The organism is Microbispora sp. ATCC PTA-5024 (assembly GCF_000511135.2).
GTDB lineage: Bacteria > Actinomycetota > Actinomycetes > Streptosporangiales > Streptosporangiaceae > Microbispora > Microbispora corallina.
On record NZ_KI866522.1, the window covers coordinates 2,697,458 to 2,714,691 of the forward strand.

Annotated in this window: 13 protein-coding genes; 9 read left to right on the plus strand and 4 right to left on the minus strand. The window is 74.3% G+C overall.

Features of this window, described 5'->3' with window-relative positions; genetic code table 11:
* Positions 1-558 (plus strand): serine hydrolase domain-containing protein (locus MPTA5024_RS12240; RefSeq protein WP_157099439.1); only part of this gene is annotated, 558 nt, incomplete at its 5' end.
* Here MPTA5024_RS12240 and MPTA5024_RS12245 read toward each other — a convergent pair.
* Complete coding sequence (locus MPTA5024_RS12245; RefSeq protein WP_036322527.1) at positions 555-1,079, minus strand: MarR family winged helix-turn-helix transcriptional regulator; 525 nt, start codon at positions 1,077-1,079, stop codon at positions 555-557. The two genes, MPTA5024_RS12240 and MPTA5024_RS12245, sit on opposite strands and share 4 nt — an antisense overlap.
* A gap of 75 nt (positions 1,080-1,154) precedes the next feature.
* Between MPTA5024_RS12245 and MPTA5024_RS12250 the strand changes: the two genes are divergently transcribed.
* The 3 genes from MPTA5024_RS12250 (at position 1,155) to MPTA5024_RS12260 (ending at position 6,470) form a co-directional block, all read left to right on the plus strand.
* A complete protein-coding gene (locus MPTA5024_RS12250) occupies positions 1,155-2,471 on the plus strand; it encodes an amidohydrolase family protein (protein WP_036322528.1) in 1,317 nt (438 codons plus the stop codon).
* Positions 2,472-2,541: 70 nt separating this feature from the next.
* The gene (locus MPTA5024_RS12255; protein ID WP_051457968.1) at positions 2,542-4,851 is read left to right on the plus strand and encodes a serine/threonine-protein kinase; all 2,310 of its coding nucleotides are present in this window, start codon (positions 2,542-2,544) and stop codon (positions 4,849-4,851) included.
* A gap of 320 nt (positions 4,852-5,171) precedes the next feature.
* A complete protein-coding gene (locus MPTA5024_RS12260; protein WP_198167049.1) occupies positions 5,172-6,470 on the plus strand; it encodes a cellulose-binding domain-containing protein in 1,299 nt (432 codons plus the stop codon).
* 69 nt (positions 6,471-6,539) lie between these two features.
* Here MPTA5024_RS12260 and MPTA5024_RS12265 read toward each other — a convergent pair whose 3' ends face one another.
* A complete protein-coding gene (locus MPTA5024_RS12265; RefSeq protein ID WP_036322529.1) occupies positions 6,540-8,789 on the minus strand; it encodes an MMPL family transporter in 2,250 nt (749 codons plus the stop codon).
* Between the two features lie 111 nt (positions 8,790-8,900).
* Here MPTA5024_RS12265 and MPTA5024_RS12270 point away from each other — a divergent pair, with 111 nt between their 5' ends.
* The 5 genes from MPTA5024_RS12270 (at position 8,901) to MPTA5024_RS12290 (ending at position 14,825) form a co-directional block, all read left to right on the plus strand.
* The gene (locus tag MPTA5024_RS12270; RefSeq protein WP_036322530.1) at positions 8,901-9,440 is read left to right on the plus strand and encodes a TetR/AcrR family transcriptional regulator; all 540 of its coding nucleotides are present in this window, start codon (positions 8,901-8,903) and stop codon (positions 9,438-9,440) included.
* A 117-nt stretch (positions 9,441-9,557) separates the two neighbouring features.
* Positions 9,558-12,149 carry an AAA family ATPase gene (locus tag MPTA5024_RS12275; protein ID WP_036322531.1) on the plus strand — a complete coding sequence of 864 codons (2,592 nt, stop codon included), beginning with the start codon at positions 9,558-9,560 and terminating at the stop codon, positions 12,147-12,149.
* A gap of 78 nt (positions 12,150-12,227) precedes the next feature.
* A complete protein-coding gene (locus MPTA5024_RS12280) occupies positions 12,228-13,550 on the plus strand; it encodes an alkyl sulfatase dimerization domain-containing protein (RefSeq protein ID WP_051457970.1) in 1,323 nt (440 codons plus the stop codon).
* Positions 13,551-13,605: 55 nt separating this feature from the next.
* The gene (locus tag MPTA5024_RS12285) at positions 13,606-14,433 is read left to right on the plus strand and encodes a HipA family kinase (protein ID WP_036322532.1); all 828 of its coding nucleotides are present in this window, start codon (positions 13,606-13,608) and stop codon (positions 14,431-14,433) included.
* Positions 14,434-14,438: 5 nt separating this feature from the next.
* Complete coding sequence (locus MPTA5024_RS12290) at positions 14,439-14,825, plus strand: DUF3037 domain-containing protein (protein WP_036324034.1); 387 nt, start codon at positions 14,439-14,441, stop codon at positions 14,823-14,825.
* Here the strand turns inward: MPTA5024_RS12290 and MPTA5024_RS12295 are convergent.
* Positions 14,806-15,648, minus strand: a complete 843-nt coding sequence (locus MPTA5024_RS12295; RefSeq protein WP_036322533.1) for a GNAT family N-acetyltransferase — start codon at positions 15,646-15,648, stop codon at positions 14,806-14,808. The genes MPTA5024_RS12290 and MPTA5024_RS12295 overlap by 20 nt on opposite strands.
* A 74-nt stretch (positions 15,649-15,722) precedes the next feature.
* Positions 15,723-17,234 (minus strand): alpha/beta hydrolase (locus MPTA5024_RS12300; RefSeq protein WP_063794650.1); only part of this gene is annotated, 1,512 nt, incomplete at its 5' end.

A 17,234-nucleotide genomic window follows, 5' to 3' on the forward strand; every position in this document is an offset into this window, starting at 1 on the left:
GTCACAGCATCCGCGGGCACCGCCGTCACAGGAACGGCAGGCGCCGCCGTCACGGGTGGCGCGGGCGCGCAGGGGCCGCCCGGTGCGCCGTACGCCGGGGGCGACCTGATGCTGCGGGCGCTGGGCAACCCGCCGGTCGCCCTGCTGCCCGGCGGCGCGAACAACCCCGTCGTCCTGCGGGCGGGATGGCCCGCGATGGGCCTGGTCACGACCGCACGGGCGCTGGCCGGGTTCTACCGCGACCTGGTCGCCGGGCGGATCCTGCGGCCCGCGACGCTCACGGACGCCCTGCGGCCGCGGTCGGACGGGATCGACCGGGTGCTGGGCGCGCGGAGCGCGTTCGGGCTCGGGTACATGCGGCCGGCGATGACGTTCCTGACCCCCGCCCCCGGCGTCGATTCGGCGTTCGGGCACACCGGGCTCGGCGGATCGGTGGGCCTCGGGGACCCGGCGCGCGGCCTCGCCCTCGCGTACACCATGAACCGGCTGGCCACCGAGCTCGGCGACGGCCTGCGGGCGTACCGGCTGACCGAGGCCGTCTACGCGGCGCTGGGCTAGCGAGGCGCGGACGTCTCGTCCTCGGCGCGCTCGCCGAGGGCGAGCAGGACGTCGCGCAGGAGGCCGGCCAGCGCGCGCACGGTCGCCGGGGGGACGCCGGCCAGCATCTCCCTGTGCGCCCGGGTCGTCTCCATGGCCAGCTCCTCGGCCCGCCGGACCCCGAGCGGGGTGAGCCGCACCCAGGAGCTCCGCCCGTCGGCCGGGTCGGGCTCGCGCTCGACCAGCCCGGCGCCGACCAGCCGCTGGAGGATGTTGCTGGTCCCTCCCGTGGTCAGCATCGAGCGCGCGGCGAGTCGGCTGGGTTTGAGCCGGTACGGCTCGCCCTCCCGCCGCAGCGTGGCGAGCACGTCGAACTCGGCGTAGGTGAGGCCGTACCGGCCGAGCACGGCCTGGGTGACCTCCTCGACCCGGCCCTTGAGCCGCCCGGCCCGCTTGACGATCTCCAGCTCGACCGTGGCCGCCTCCGGCAGCTCGGCCCGCCACCCCTCGATCACCTCGTCGACGAGGTCGCGATCGGTCATGGCCTTGAGCCTAGCCCGCTTCCCTGATAGCTTTCCAAAAAGCTTTTAGGAAAGCTTTCCTAACGAAGGAGCCTCATGCGCACCGTCATCGTGAACGGCATCGTCATCGACACCGAGCCCGAGCCGCGCGTGCTCCCCGGCGCCTGCGTCGTCGTGGAGGACGGCGTGATCGTCTCGGTCGGGCCCGAGCCCCCGCGCGGCGACCGCCCCGCGGACGGCGGGGACGAAGAGGTGATCGACGCGACCGGCCGGATCGTGCTGCCCGGACTCGTCGACACCCACCGCCACGTCTGGCAGAGCGTGCTGCGCGGGATCGCGGCCGACGCGACGCTCGGCGGCTACCTCGACCTCGTCCTCGGCCGGCTCGCCCCGGCGTTCCGCGCCGAGGACGTGTACGCCGCGGAGCTCTGGGGCGCGATCGAGGCCCTGAACGCCGGCGTCACGACCCTGTACGACTGGTCCCACATCCAGCTCACCCCGGCCCACACCGACGCCGCCGTGGCGGCGCTGCGCGAGTCCGGCGTCCGCGCCGTCCTGGCGTACGCCCATCCGGGTCCCGGCGACGGCGCGCGTGACGAGGCCGCGGTGCGGCGGTTCAGGTCCGAGCACTTCCCGTCGGCGGAACCGGGCCTGGTCACCCCGGCCTTCGCGGCCTGGGGCCCGGTGTACGGCTCCGTCGAGGCGGCGCGGGCCGACTGGCTCCTCGCCCGCGAGCTCGGGCTGCCGATCAGCCTGCACGCCACGGGCGAGGGCCCGGTCGAGCGGCTGCACGCGAACGGGCTGCTCGGCCCCGGCGTGCTGTTCGTGCACGGCAACGGGATGCCGGAAGAGGCGATGAAGCTGGTCGCCGCCGCCGGCGGGACGGCCTCCGTGACCCCCGCGGTGGAGTGCCAGATGGGGCACGGACTCCCGGAGACCGGCAGGTTCCGGGAGTCCGGGGTGCCGACCGGGCTGGGGGTCGACACGGTGACCGCCGTCCCCGGCGACATGTTCGCGGTCATGCGGGCCGCGTTCGCGGCGGAGCGGTCGCGACCGGGGCGGCCGGCCGACCGGCCGTTCACCGCGGCGGACGTGCTGCGGATGGCCACGATCGAGGGCGCGGCGGCGATCGGGATGGCCGACAGGATCGGCTCGCTGACGCCGGGCAAGCAGGCGGACCTCCTGCTGCTGGACGCCGGGGCGCCGAGCCTCGCCCCCGTGCACGACCCGGTGGCCGCCGTCGTCACCGCGGCCGACGTCTCCACCGTCGACACCGTGCTCGTGGCGGGCCGGGTGGTCAAGCGGGGCGGACGGCTCGTGGGCCCGGACACGGCCCGGGCGCGGAACCTCGCGGAGCGGTCGGCCCGGCATGTGTCGGCCCAGGCCCTCGGCCGGAGTACAACCCTGAGGTGACATTATGCTCCGGTGACAACCGCCGTTCCGGATGAGACCTTGGTTCAGGGCTCTCCGAGGGGGCGGCGGCATGAACGCCTGGTCGGTTCCGGGATACCGGGAAGTGCGCGAGCTCGGCGCCGGCGGCGCCGGGCGGGTCGTGCTGGCGACCTACTCGACGACCGGGGCCTACGTCGCGATCAAGTACCTGCGCGATGAGCTGCGCGCCGACCCCCGCTTCCTGTCGGGGTTCCGGCGCGAGGCCCGGGTCATGGTCGAGCTCAACGATCCCAACATCGTGCGGCTCTACGAGTACGTCGAGTCGCGGGACGGCGCGGCCATCGTCATGGAGCTCGTCGACGGGGTGCCGCTGCGGCGCATCCTCGCCGAGCACGGGTCGACCAGCCCCGAGGCCGCGCTCGTCGTGCTGAAGGGCTCGCTCGCGGGCCTGTCGGTCGCGCACGCGTCGGGCATCGTGCACCGCGACTACAAGCCGGAGAACGTGCTGATCCAGGCCGACGGGACCAGCAAGCTCTCCGACTTCGGCATCGCCACACCGAGCGGCGCCCCCGACAGCCCGGCGGGGACGCCGCCGTACATGGCGCCGGAGCAGTGGAGCGGCAACGCGGCCAGCCCGGCGACCGACGTGTACGCGGCGACCTGCGTGTTCTTCGAGTGCCTGACCGGCCATCGGCCCTTCCGCGCCGACCACGTGGCCGGGCTGCGGCACCAGCACCAGTCCGCGCCGATCCCGGTCCTCGAGGTGCCGGGATCGGTGCGAGGACTGGTCGTGCGGGGGCTGGCCAAGAACCCGGCCGACCGGCCGGCGACGGCCCGGGCGTTCGTGGCCGATCTGGAGGCCGCGGCGACGGCGGCCTACGGGCCCGACTGGGAGCAGCGCGGCCGCCGTCACCTGGCCGAGCTCGCCACCCTGCTGGCGCTGACGTTCCCCCTGGCCACGCCGGCCGAGCCGGTCGAGGTGTCCACGTCGCTCGCCCGGACCGTGCTGTCGAACCGGCTGGCGCACTTCGCGCCCCGGTTCGCCATCGGCGCCGCGGTGCTGTCGGCCGTGGTGATCGCGGCGCTCGTCGCGGCCCACCGGCAGACCCCGGTCGCGCAGGACACGCTGCTCACCCCGCCTCCGCACAGCCGTACAGCGGAGCCGCCCGCCGATCCTCCTGTCACGGCCGCCCCGGCCGAGACGCCGGTCGACACCCCCGGGGCCACGGACGACCCGACGACGGTCCCGACCGTGGACGCCACCTCGGGCACCGGCCCGACCACCGCGGTGGCCGCGACCACGGCGGCGCCGCCACCCTCTTCCCCGGGCTCCCCGAGCCCGCCGACCACGCCGACCACGCCGGCCGCGCCGCTCGCCGTGACGAGCCTCGGCGTGACCGGCTTCGACGGGCAGGCGGCCACGGTCCGGGTCCGGGCCAACGGCCCCGGCCGGATCGTGCTGACCGCGCGGTTCGCCGAGGGCCCCTCACCGGACGGCCTGTTGGGAGGCGACCCGCAGACGATCCCGCTTGAGGGCGCGCGGTCGTACGAGCCGGGGGTGCAGCAGGCCTTCCCCGCCCCGCCGTGCGGCACGGCCGTCTACCGGCAGGTGGAGGTGTCGACGGCGCCGGCGGCGTCCGGCGGGGCCCGCCGCAAGGTCGTCAAGGTCACCGGCGCGCCCTGCCCGGCTCCCTCGGTCCGCGGCGCCACGATCACCGGATGGGACGGCAGGCAGGCGGACGTCGCGGTCACCACCGACGGCGTCGGCCCGGTCGGGGTGACGGCGCGCTTCACCCGCGACGGCGAGCCCGCCGGCGCCGTCACCCGCACGATCTCGGGCCGCACGTCCTACGCCTTCTCCCTCAAGGGCAGCCTCGGCAGGCTGGAGTGCGAGACGACCTCGGTGCTCGGCGTCAGGGTGACGACGCGGCCGCCCGCGTCCAACGGCCCGCAGACGCGTGAGGTCCGGGTCGAGGGCCCGAAGTGCCCGCCGCCGTCCGTCGCCATCGGCTCCTGGAACGGCTCCTCGGCGACGGTGAACGTACGGGCCGGCCGGCAGACCACGGTGACGCTGAAGGTGGGATTCACCCAGCGGCTCACCTACCAGGGACACACGCTGACCTTCGACGACTCCGCGGGCGACACGCTGTCGGGAGACACGTCCTACTCCCACGCCTACACGGCGCAGTTCAGGCAGCCGAAGTGCGGGTTCGTCGACGTCAGGACCGTCACGGCCACGGTCTCCCCCGGCGGGGCGAGCGCCTCCCGCACGCTGACGGTCACCGGCCCGCCCTGCTCCGACCCGGGAGACGGCCCCGGGGAGAGCCCCTCGCCCAGCCCGCCTGACACGCCCAAGAGTCCCGATCCGCAGGACAGCCCGCCCCCTCCGGCGATCACCTGACCTTTCCGCGACGAGCGGGCGGAATGAAATGTTCACCGCCGTCCTGACGGCCGGTCTCCCCCGCGCCTCCGAAGCGCCTGTTCACCGTGGATTCCCCGCGACCAGGTGAGACCGGCGACGACCGTACCTCATTGACTCGGCTCTCCTTACCGGGATTGACTCGCGGCAGCAGGAGACCACCATGCCCACAGGACTCCGGCGTCCTGAGTGTTAGCGCTAACGCGACCGGCCGCGCCACCGCCGGGTCCGCATCCGGTGTCTCCACCTGGGCGTATTCGCCGCCTTGAAAACCCTCGCGTCTCGGAGAATGGGAGAAGCCCGTGCCATTGGACAGCTCTCGCCGGTGGCTGAGCCTGTCGGCCACCGTACTGCTGACAGCCGGCGTCGGCGCGGCCGGAGTCCACGCCGCGTCCGCGGCCACGGCCGGATGCCAGGTCGGCTACACGGTGTCCAGCGAGTGGCCCGGGGGCTTCGGCGCGAGCGTCAGCGTCCGCAACCTCGGTGACCCGGTCAACGGCTGGCGGCTGACCTGGTCGTTCCCCGCCGGGCAGACCGTCACCCAGCTGTGGAACGGCACCTACACCCAGTCCGGCTCCCAGGTCACGGTCGCCAACGCCTCCTACAACGCGACCATCCCCACCGGCGGCAGCACGAATTTCGGATTCAACGGGAGCTGGAACGGCTCCAATCCCGCGCCGTCGAGCTTCGCCCTGAACGGCGTCACCTGCACCGGCGGGGTCACCTCCCCCACCCCCACGCCGACACCCACGCCGAGCCCGAGCCCCACGCCCACCCCCACGCCGTCCGCGACACCGACACCCTCCCCGAGCCCTTCGCCGAGCCGGCCGGTCATCGAGAACAACTTCCCGGTCACCCGGGAGGGGGCGTACGGCACCAACCGGTACACCGTGTTCCGGCCGTCGAACCCCTCCGCGCTGGGGCGCCCCATGCCCGTGCTGGTCTTCGGCAACGGAGCCTGCGCCCACACCAACGGGAGCGAGGTGATCTCGGCGCTGACGTTCATCGCGGCCCGCGGGTTCGTCGTGGTGGACACCGCGTCGGTCGACGGCTCGGCGAACGGGGTGCAGAGCGGGTCTCCGATACCGTCGCTGCTGACCGACGGGATCAGCTGGGCCGAACGGGAGAACGCCCGCACCGGCTCGCCGCTCTACCAGCTCCTCGACCTGTCCAAAGTCGCGGTCGCCGGCCACTCCTGCGGCGGGCTGGAGGCGCTTGTCGCCGGCCAGGACCGCCGGGTCGGAAGCGTCGTCTCGCTCGACAGCGGGTTCTTCGCCGACGGCTCGTTCGGCTACTCGCGCTCGGAGCTGTCCAAGCTGCACACCCCGGTGATGTTCCTCGACGGCGGATCCTCTGACATCGCCTACGACAACACCCGCGCCAACTACGACCTGACCCAGGTGCCGGCCGTGCTGGCCGAGCAGCCGCAGGCGGGTCACGTCGGGTTCATCACCGGTGCCCAGATGAACGACGGCATGACCGCGGTGGTCCAGTTCCTGGACATGACGCTCAACGGCAACGCCACGGCGCGCTCGTACATCCTCGGGCCCTCCGGCCTGGCGGCCAGGGCTCCCTGGACGGTGCGCAGCAAGAACTTCTGACCCTGAGGCCAGACGCCGCCGGGCGGGCCGCCACGACGACGCGGCGGCCCGCGCGGACGCGCGGCCGTGTCACGGGCGGGCGTGCCGGCCGGCGCCCACGAGTTCGGGCTCCGGCGGCCCGGCGGGCGCGTCCTCCTCGCGGCCCTCGATGGCCAGGTCGGGCAGGACGCGGTCGAGCCGGCGGGGGATCCACCAGTTCAGCCTGCCGAGCAGCACCATCGTGGCCGGGACGAGGAAGCCCCTGATCACCGTGGCGTCGACCGCGATGGCCACGGCCAGCCCGACGCCGAAGACCTTGACCAGAGGGTCGGGGTAGGCGATGAACGCGGTGAACACCGCCACCATGATCAGCGCGGCCGAGGTGATGACGCGGCCCGTCGCGCCGAGTCCCTCGGCGACCGCGCGCCGGTTGTCCCCGGTCCGGGCGTACGCCTGCCGCACGGAGGTGAGCAGGAAGACCTCGTAGTCCATCGACAGCCCGAACAGCACGGCGAACAGCATCAGCGGCACGTACGTGTCAATCGGCACCGAGAAGAACAGCGTGGACAGGTAGGACCCCTCGACCGACGGCGGCGGGTCCATGCCGACCAGGCGGCTGCCGAGGCCGTCGGAGAACACCACGGCGAGCGCGCCGAACGCGGCGCCCAGCGAGACCAGGTTCATCACGGCGGCCTTGATCGCGACCAGCGGCGCGCGGAAGGCCAGCAGCAGGAGCATCGCGCTCAGCAGCACGACGATGGCGACGACCAGCGGCGTCCTGCCCATGATGCGGGCGCCGGCGTCGGACAGGCCGGCCACCTCCCCGCCCACGTGCACGCGGACGCCGGGCACCTGGAGGGCCCGGACCCGCTCGACGACGTCCAGGGCCCGGTGGTCGCTCGGCGCGTAGTCGGTGACGACCTGGAACAGCACCGACCGGTGGTTCTCGTTCACCTTCGGCGGGGCGACGTACGCGACGCCCTCGGTGTGCTCCAGCCGCTGCCGGAGCACCTGGACGACCGGGTCCGCCGGGGTGCCGTCCGCGATCGCCCGGTCGGTCTCGGCGACGACCATGAGCGGCCCGTTGGCCCCCGGCCCGAAGCCCACGTCGATCAGCTCGTACGCCCGGCGGGCGGGGGTGCCCTGGTCGGAGTACCCGGCGTCCAGCGGCCCCAGCTTCAGCGCGGCCGCCGGGGCGGCGAGGGCCGCCAGCGCCACCACGGTGACGGCCAGCACGCGCCACGGGCGGCCGGCAACCCAGACCCCCAGCCTGGCCCACCCGCCGGCCTGGCCGCTCCGGCCGGCGACGCGGCCGAAGAACGGCAGGCGCAGCGCGTTCACGCGGTGCCCGAGCAGGCCCAGCAGAGCGGGCACCAGCGTGAGCGAGGAGAGCACCGCGCAGACGACGGAGATCCCGGTGAGCCAGCCGAGCGTGATCAGCATCGGGAAGCCGGTGAACATGAGCGCGCTGAGCGCGATGACGACGGTGCCGCCCGCGAACAGCACGGCGCCGCCCGAGCTCGCGGCCGTCCGCCGCACGGCGTCCTGGACCGGGACCCCGTCCGCGAGGAGCCTGCGGTGCCGCGACAGCAGGAACAGGGCGTAGTCGATGCCGACGCCGAGGCCGATCATCGTCGCCATGATGGACGCGGACTTCGGCACGTCGATCACGTGCCCGAGCAGCGCGATCACGCCGAGGCCGACGCCGAGGCTGAGGAGGGCCGTGAAGATCGGCACGAGCGCGGCCACCAGGGTCCCGAAGGCGAACAGCAGCACCAGCAGCGCCACCAGGACGCCGGCGATCTCGCTGGTGCCGGTCTTGATCTCCTTGTCCGCGGGGGTGGCGGAGGTGGCGGCCACCACCTCGACGCCGGCGTCGGCCGCCGGTTTGGCGGCGTCGGTGAGCTGCTGCGACAGCTCGCCGAGCCTGGTCGAGTCCTGCCCCTTGAGCCGTACGACGATCGTGCCGATGCGCAGGTTGGAGGAGATGCCGCCCACCCGGTACGGCGTCTGGACCTCGGACACGTGGGGCACCCGGCGGATCCCGTCCATGGCCCGCTCGACCGCCCGCCTCGTCGGCCCGTCGATCAGCGTGCGGTCCTTGGAGTAGAGGACGACCTGGGCGGTGCCGCCCACGTCGAGCCCCGGGCCGAAGCCCTCCCGCATGAGGTCGTGCGCGCGCTGGGCGTCGCTGCCGGGGATGGCCACGTTGTTGGTGACCGGCCTGCCCCACACCAGCGTGCCCGCGGTCAGCAGGCCCGCCGCGAGCACCCACAGCGCCAGCACGATCCTGCCGTGGCGCGCGCACCAGCCGCCCAGCCGTCCCAAAAGCTCGCTCATCGTTGACCGCCTGTTTGGGGAGCGTGTCCGAATGGCCGTCCTGTACGGCCGTACAATACGAGCGTAGGCGGATGAGATCTGAAATGCTGTGGCCTGCGGGGAAATGAGACTATGACCACACTGGACCAGGGGAACGAGACCCGTTCCCGCATCCTCGCGGCCGCCCGGGACCTGTTCGCCCAGCGCGGCTACGCCGCCGTCTCCCTGGCCGACATCGCGGCGGCCGTCGGGCTGACGAAGACCGCGGTGGCCTACCACTTCCATCCGAAGGACCGGCTGGCGGCGGAGATCATCGCGCCGGCGGCGGACGACCTGCTCACGCTGCTGGGCCGGGAGTTCCCGGACGGCCCGGCCTTCCTCCGGGCGTTCACGTCCTTCGCGGTGAGGCACCGCGCCGTCATCCGGTTGCTCACCGAGGACATCGGCGGCGCCGACAACGCCCCGCCAGGCAGCCCCGGCGAGGCGATACGGGAATTCGGCAGAGAACTGTTCACGAAACTCGCCGGGCCGGATCCCACCCCCGAGGCCCGGATCCGCGCCTGGGCGGCGCTCGGATCCGTCCAGTCGGCGGTGGTCAAAACCATGGATCTGCCCGCCAAGACGGTCGAACACGCGCTCGCAGAGGCGGCTGTGGCGATCCTGCACAATTGATATCCGAATTCCCTTGCGATCTCGGGGATCCGGAGTCACATTTCCTGTGAACGTTCAAGCTTTCCGCCGCGTCTTCTTGACACCAGCGGGGACGGAAGAGGAAGGCGGGACAGCGCAGTGGGGCGTGCCGGGATCCTGGAGCAGGTCATGTCGGCCCTGGCGCGGACGCCGCGGACCGTCCTCGTCTGCGGCGAGGCCGGGATCGGGAAGACCCGTCTGCTCGGGGAGGCGGCGGCCGGGCTGCCTGCTTTCCGGGTGCTGCGCGGACAGGCCCGCGAGCTGGACGGCGGCCGGGCCTACGCGCCGCTCGCGGGAGCGCTGGAGACCCTGCGCGGGGAGGGGGGCGAGACCGGGGAGGCCCTGGCCGCGCTCGAGGACGCCATCGACCAGGCCGCCCTCGGCGCCCCCTCACCCGCCCCCGCCGCCCTGGCGGTCCGGCTGTTCGAGTCGCTTTCCGGGCCCACCCTGATCGCCCTCGACGACCTCCACCTGGCCGACGCCGACACGCTCAGCGTGCTGGGGGCGCTGCCCCGGCGGTTCCCCTGGATCTCGATCCTCGGGACCGCCCGCACGCCGCCCTCGCTCGAGGTCGACCTCGCCGTACGGCTCGACCCGCTGACGCCGGCCGAGGTGGCCGCGATGGTCACCGCCCTGCTCGGGCGCACGCCCAGCGACGTCGTGCTGCGGCGCGTCCACGAGGCCAGCCGGGGCAACCCGTGGTTCGTCCAGGAGGCCGTGCTCACGCTCCTCCAGGGCGGCGCGGTCCGGTCGGACGTGCCCGGCCCCCGGCGGGGCGCCATCCTCAGCCGCCTGTTCCAGCGCGACCAGGGCGGGCGCGACCTCGCCCGGGTCCTGGCGGCCGTGTCGCGCACGCGGGAGACCGCCGCCCTCACCGAGCTGGCCGAGCTGGCCGGGCTCCCGCTCCCCGCGGCCGAGCGGGCGGTCGAGGGCCTGGTGCGCGACGGCGTCGTCACCCGCACCGGCGAGGCGTACGCGCTGACGCACCCGCTCGTCGCCGAGGCGCTGTACCAGGACCTCGGGGTGATCGGGCGCCGGGAGGTCCACGGGCGGATCGCCGAGATGCTGGAGCGCGACGGCCTCGGCGGCTCGCGACGGGTGCTGGAGTGGGCCACCCACGTGGCGGAGTCCGGGACGCCCGCGGCGCTGCCCGCCGTCCTGCGCGCCGCCGAGCTGACCCGCTGGACCGCGCCCCTGTCCGCCGCCCACTGGTACGGCAGGGCCGCCGAGCTCGCCACCGAGCGGGGTGAGCTGCTGGCCCGGCAGGCCATGGCGTACTGGAAGGGCTCCCGGCCGGCGCTCGCGCTCAACTCGGCCCAGCGGGCACTCGCCGTGCTGACGCCCGGACGCCGGCACACCCGCACCGCCTACACCGCCGTCGGCGCGGCCCACGCGATGGGCTGGTACGAGGTGGCGCTCGACGTCGCCCGGCGCGCGCTTCCCGAGGCCGACGACCCGACCGCGCTGCTCGCGCAGCGGGCGCTCATCGACGCGGAGCTGGGCCGGCCGTCTCAGGAGGCGGCCCGCCGCGGCTGGGAGGGGCTGGCCGACTGCCCGCCTGAGGACCGGGTCATCACCGCGGGGTGCCTGGCCCTCCATGCCCTGATCGAGGGCGACTGGCCGCTGACGCAGAAGGCGCTGGACGACCTGCTCGCGTTCGCGGCGGCGCTGCCCCCCGGCGCCCGGCTGGCGTCGCTCGAGTCCGCCGCGCACGTCCTCACGATCGCGGGGGTGCGCACCCGCGCGGTCGAGCTGCTCGACCAGGCCGAGCAGATCCACCGCGGCCTCGGCTGGCACGACATCGCCGGTCAGCACGTGCGGACCACGGCGGTGCTGCGCCGCCTGGGCGGCGAGTGGGCGCGGGCCCTGGAGGAGATCGCGCCCGCGGAGAGCGCGCTGGCCGATGCCGGGCTGCTGGAGAACAGGGCGCTGCTGCGCAACATCGAGCTGGACATCCTGCTCGACCAGGGCCGGTACGACGAGGCGGCGCGCGTGCTCGCCGAGCCCCCGCCCGAATGCGCCCTGCAGGTGGGCCTGCGGTGCGTCTCCCGCGCCCGGCTCGCCCTGGGCCGCGGCGACCACGCGGCCGCGCGGCGCGAGCTGGACCGGGCCGCCGCCTTCGGCGTGCCCGAGGTGCTCCACCGGGCCCTCGCCGTCCGGGTGCTGCTGCACGCCGCGACGAGGGACGCGCAGGCCTGCGTGGCGACGGCGGCCCGGCTCGACGAGGTATCCGCGGACGGGACCCCCCGGGCCGTCATGGCCGCCCACATCGCGGTCGGCTGGGCCTGCCGGGACCGGGACCGGGCGGGCGCCGCCCTGGACCTGGCCCGCGCGGACGGCCTGCCGTTCGAGGAGGCGCGGGCCCGGCTGGTCCTCGGCGTGCTGGGCGACCGGTCCCAGCTCCCCCGCGCGCACGCGACGTTCGACCGGCTCGGCGCGGTGCCCTGGCGGACGGTCGCCGAGCGGCACCTGCGGGCCGCCGGCCTCCCCGTCGAACGGTCGGGCGACCTCACCCCGAGCGAGCGCCGGGTGATCGAGCTGGTCGCCGGCGGTCTCAGCAACCCGCAGATCGCCGAGGAGCTGCACTACAGCCGCAAGACCGTGGAGGTCTACCTGACCCGCGTCTACGCCAAGACGGGGTTCCGCTCCCGCGTCGAGCTGGCCCTCGCCGTGGAGCGCGGCGAGCTGTGACGGCTGGTTTGCGGTGAAAGCGGGACTCTAGGGAGGTCCCTACTGGGCCTCCCCCGGCGTGGAGGCCAGGCTCGGTGCATGGATACACCGATCCTTCAGTACGCCGACAAGCTGTGGCGTGGTTCGGTGCGCCCCGACGAGGTGCCCCTCTCCGAGCTGCGCCGCGGCGGCGCCCAGGAGATCACGTACGGCGTGGCCATGTGGCCGGCCTCCGGCAACGTGTACGCGGTCCGCGGCGAGGACGGGCTGGCGCTCTTCGACACGGGCAACGCGCTCGACGCCCCGGCCATGTACCGGGCGATCAGGGGCTGGTGCGACCAGACCGTCAAGTACGCCGTCTTCTCCCACGGCCACCTCGACCACGTATCAGGCATGGAGGGGTTCGACGAGGAGCCGGGGCCGCGGCCGACCGTGGTGGCCCAGGAGGGCGTCGCCCGCCGGTTCGTCCGGTACGCCAGGACGGCCGGGTACAACACGGTCGTCGACCAGCGGGAGAACGGCTTCGTCCGCATGGGCTGGCCGAACACCTACCGGACCCCGGACCTGACGTACGAGGACCGGCTCACGCTCTCGCTCGGGGACGTGACGCTCCAGCTCCGCCACGCCCTCGGCGAGACCGACGACGCCACCTGGGCCTTCCTGCCCGAACGCGGCGTGCTGCTGACCGGCGACCTGTTCGTGTGGGCCGTCCCGGGGGCGGGCGACCCGCAGAAGGTCCAGCGGTACCCCGACGAGTGGGCGGTCGCGCTGCGCCGCATGGCGACCCTCGACGCCGACATCCTGCTGCCCGGCCACGGGCTCCCGATCACGGGAGCCGCCCGGGTGCGGCGGGCGCTGACCGACACCGCCGACTACCTCGACAGCCTGGTCGAGCAGACCCTCGACCTGATGAACGCGGGAGCGCGCCTGGACGAGATCCTGCACGCGGTCACCCCGCCCCCCGAGCTGGCCGACCGGGCCTACCTGCGGCCCCACTACGACGAGCCGGAGTTCATCGTCCGCAACGTGTGGCGGCTGCACGGCGGCTGGCACGACGGCAACCCGGCGCACCTCAAGCCGGCCCCGGACGCCGTGTTCGCCCGGGCCGTCGCCGAGCTGTCGGCCGGGGCCGGCACGGTCGCCGGACGGGCCGTGGAGGCCGCCGCCGACGGCGACCTGCGCCTGGCCTGCCAGCTCGCCGAGCTGGCCGCGCAGGCCGCGCCCGACGACCACAAGGTCCACGAGATCAGGGCGCTGGTCTACGCGCTGCGCGTGCAGCAGGAGCCCGGCGCCATCGCCCGCGGCGTGTACGCATGGGCCGCGGCCGAGTCCCGCAGCAAGATCACCGGACTCGACCTCCTCGACGTCTATCACGAGGTGACGGGCGGCCGGCTGTGGTGGATGCCCAGCTCCGCCTGTTGAGCCCGGCCGGCGGGCACGAGGAGGGGAGTGCCCGCCGGCCGGTACCCTTCCTCTCGTGCTGGAACAGATCACGGCGACGCGGTACGTCGCGCCGCTGCGCGAGGGCGGGTCGCTGCCCGGCGTCATGGAGGCCGACGACCTGGGCACCTATGTCGTGAAGTTCCGGGGCTCCGGGCAGGGCCGCCGGGTGCTGGTGGCGGAGGTCCTCTGCGCCGAGCTGGCCCGCCGGCTCGGCTTCGCCACCCCCGAGCTCAAGGTCGTCGACCTCGACCCGCAGCTCGGGGCGCGCGAGCCCGACGAGGAGATCCAGGATCTGCTCACCGCGAGCGCCGGGCACAACCTCGCCGTCGACTTCCTGCCGGGAGCGCTCGGGTTCGACCCGCTGGCCTGGGAGCCCGACCCGTGGTTCGCCTCCCGGGTGCTGTGGTTCGACGCGTTCGTCCACAACGTCGACCGGAGCTGGCGCAACCCCAACCTGCTCGTCTGGCACGGCGGCGTGTGGCTCATCGACCACGGCGCCGCCCTCTGGTTCCACCACAACTGGCCGACGGCCGACCCCCGCCGCCGCTTCGACGGCCGGGACCACGTCCTCGCGCCGTTCGCCACCAAGCTCGCCGAGGCGGACGCCGAGCTGGCCGAGGCCGTCACCCCCGAGCTGCTGGAGACGGTGGCCGCGCTCGTCCCGGACGAGTGGCTGGAGGACGAACCGGGCTTCGCGTCCGCCGGCGACGTGCGGCGGGCGTACGTGGACCACCTGCTGGCGCGGGCGGCGGGACCCCGGGACTGGCTCCCGGACCCGGCCCAGGCGGCACCGCCCCCGCCGAGGCGCGAACGCGGCACGATCGGCGGGTTCTGGCGGACGGCCAGGGGCGAGGGACGGTGACCGGCATGACCAGGGACGTCTACGAGTACGCGGTGATCCGCGTCGTCCCCAGCGTCGAGCGGGGCGAGCTGCTCAACGCCGGGGTGATCGTGTACTGCCAGCCGCGCGGCTACCTGTGCGCCCGCGTCGAGCTGGACGAGGACCGGCTGCTCGCGCTGGGCTGCCCGGTCGACCTGGCCGGCGTGCGCCACGCGCTGTCCGCGTACGAGGACGCCTGCGGCGAGGAGGCGGGGCCGCTGCGCGGGGAGCCGCTCGGCAGCCGGTTCCGCTGGCTGACGGCGCCGAGGAGCACGGTGGTGCAGACGGGCCCGGTGCACGCCGGGCTCACCGGCGACCCGGCCGCCGAGCTGGAGCGCCTGCTGGGCCGGCTGGTCAGAACAGCACGGACATGAACGTGTCGACCTCCTGGAACCCGACCCGCCGGTAGGCGGCCCTGGCCGGGAGGTTGAAGTCGTTCACGTAGAGCGTGACGAGCGGGGCGAAGTACTTGAGCGCCTGCTCGACGACGGCGGCCATCCCGGCGGCCGCGTGACCGCGCCCCCGCATCTCGGGGTGGACCCACACGCCCTGGATCTGGCACGCCTGCGGGGTGACCGCGCCGATCTCGGCCTTGAACACCACCTGGCCGTCCTCGATCCGGGCGTACGACCGGCCGATGCGGATCAGCTCGGCCACCCGCGACCGGTAGAGCGCGCCGCCGTCCCCATTGTCCGGCGAGACGCCCACCTCCTCGGTGAACATCGCCACGCAGGCCGGCAGCAGGATGCCGAACTCCTCGGGCCGGACCCGCCGGACGAGCGGGTCGGGCTCGACGGCGGGGGCCGACCCGGTGGCCATCACGGGCTGCGCCCAGCGGACGGCCCGGGCGCTGCCCCAGTGCGGCTCCAGCCGCTCCCACAGCTGCTCGACCGCCCCGGCCGGGCCGACGATGGACGAGCAGCGCCGGCCCTGCTTGCGGGCCCGGTCGGCGAACGCGTGCACGGCCTCGCGCGAGGCGTTGACCGGGACCATGTTGGCGCCGGCGTAGCACAGGGACGACAGGCCGCCGCGCGGCCCGTATCCCCACATCTGGCCGCCGAGCCGCGACGGGGCGAGGCCCACGGTCCTGACCCGGGATGCGACGAATACGTTGGCGACCGGATCGGCGTCGAGGAGCGCGAGCACCTCGTCACGATCGTTGTCGTCGAGCACGCGCGACGCCGATGTACGCAGCATCACGAGGGCCAGCCTACGCGACCTCGCCGATTTTGGGAGTTACCGGCTCGGTGAGCGGTCCGGGCGTCCGGCGGTCAGCGCGCCCGCCGGGCCGCGGCGAGGGGCTGCGGCTTGGGGTCGGGCAGCGCCGGGCACCACGCGTCGCCCCGCCGCATCCCCCGCGCGGAGGTCCGCCGCTGCGGCAGCAGCGACGCGTCCCGCAGGTAGGCGCTCAGGTAGCGGTCGACGCAGGAGTTCCCCGAGAGCGACACCCCGTGGTTGCCGCCGCCCTCGGTCACCAGGCTCGCGGTCGGGAAGCGGCGCCGCAGGTGCACCGCCCCGGCGTACGGCGTGGCGGCGTCGTGCTCGGCCTGGATCAGCAGGATGGGCGGCAGGCTCACCGCGCCCACACGGACCGGCGTGAGCCCGGGCACCGGCCAGAACGCGCACGGCGCGTTGTAGACCGCGTTCGGCCAGGCCATGAAGGGGGCCTCGGCGTTCGCCTTGAGGGTGTCGACGTGCCAGCGGTCCCAGGACCGGGGCCACCGGGCGTCCCGGCACTCCACGCCCAGGTAGACGGCGTAGGAGTTCTCCTCGGTCTTCTTGATCTCGGCCTGGCTGTGGAAGAGCTTGACCAGCGCCGCGGTGTCCCCCTTGCGGACGTACGCGGAGAACGCGGCACCGAGGGCGGGCCACAGGGCGTTGGAGTAGCCGCCGGCGGAGTAGATGTCGTCGAGTTCGCTCGGCCCGACCAGGCCGCCGCCCGGCTTGGCCCGCAGGCGGGAGCGCATGGAGTACCACGCGTCGTGGACCGCCTGCTCGGTCGCGCCGAGCCGGTAGGCGTCGTCGTTGCGGGCCACCCAGTCGAGGAAGTCCCGGTGCCGGCGGTCGAAGCTGTAGTCCTGGGAGATGTTCGCGTCGTACCAGACCCCGTCGGGGTCGACGTTGCTGTCGAGCACGAGACGGCGCACCCGCTGCGGGAACAGCGTCGCGTAGACGGCGCCCAGGTAGGTGCCGTACGAGTAGCCCAGGTAGCTGATCTTGTCCTCGCCCAGGGCGGCGCGGATGGCGTCCATGTCCCTGGCGGAGTTCTCCGTGGTCAGGTACGGCAGGAACCAGGACCACCGGGAGCCGCAGCCCTCGGCGTACTGCCTGGCCCGGGACACGAGCGCCGCCTCGTCGTCCACGGTCTTCGGGATGGCGTCCGGCCGCGGCGGGGCGTAGAAGCGGGCCGGGTCGACGCAGGAGATCGCGGGCTCGCTCGGCCCGACGCCGCGCGGCGCGAAGCCGATCACGTCGTAGCGGGCGGCCACCTCGGACGGCAGCATGGCGGCGACGTACTTGGCCAGGTCGAGGCCCGATCCGCCCGGCCCGCCGGGGTTGACCAGCAGCGCGCCCAGGTGGTCGTCCCGCCGCGAGGCCGTGCCCCTGACCCGGTTGAGCGACAGCGTGATCTGCCGGCCGTCCGGCTCCGCGTAGTCGAGCGGCACCCGCAGCGTCGCGCACTGCACGGCGCGGCCGGGAGCGTGGGCGGGCGCGCGGCGGACGGACGAGGCCTCCGCCGGAGGGCCGATCACGGCGCCGAGAGCGCCGGAGACCCGCGTGAC

Bases quoted from the DNA above. Each gene is read 5' to 3' on its own strand.
- MPTA5024_RS12245 (WP_036322527.1), bottom strand. From the start codon at position 1,079: ATGACCGATCGCGACCTCGTCGACGAGGTGATCGAGGGGTGGCGGGCC.
- MPTA5024_RS12290 (WP_036324034.1), top strand. From the start codon at position 14,439: ATGACCAGGGACGTCTACGAGTACGCGGTGATCCGCGTCGTCCCCAGC.
- MPTA5024_RS12270 (WP_036322530.1), top strand. From the start codon at position 8,901: ATGACCACACTGGACCAGGGGAACGAGACCCGTTCCCGCATCCTCGCG.
- MPTA5024_RS12295 (WP_036322533.1), bottom strand. From the start codon at position 15,648: ATGCTGCGTACATCGGCGTCGCGCGTGCTCGACGACAACGATCGTGAC.
- MPTA5024_RS12265 (WP_036322529.1), bottom strand. From the start codon at position 8,789: ATGAGCGAGCTTTTGGGACGGCTGGGCGGCTGGTGCGCGCGCCACGGC.
- MPTA5024_RS12280 (WP_051457970.1), top strand. From the start codon at position 12,228: ATGGATACACCGATCCTTCAGTACGCCGACAAGCTGTGGCGTGGTTCG.
- MPTA5024_RS12250 (WP_036322528.1), top strand. From the start codon at position 1,155: ATGCGCACCGTCATCGTGAACGGCATCGTCATCGACACCGAGCCCGAG.
- MPTA5024_RS12255 (WP_051457968.1), top strand. From the start codon at position 2,542: ATGAACGCCTGGTCGGTTCCGGGATACCGGGAAGTGCGCGAGCTCGGC.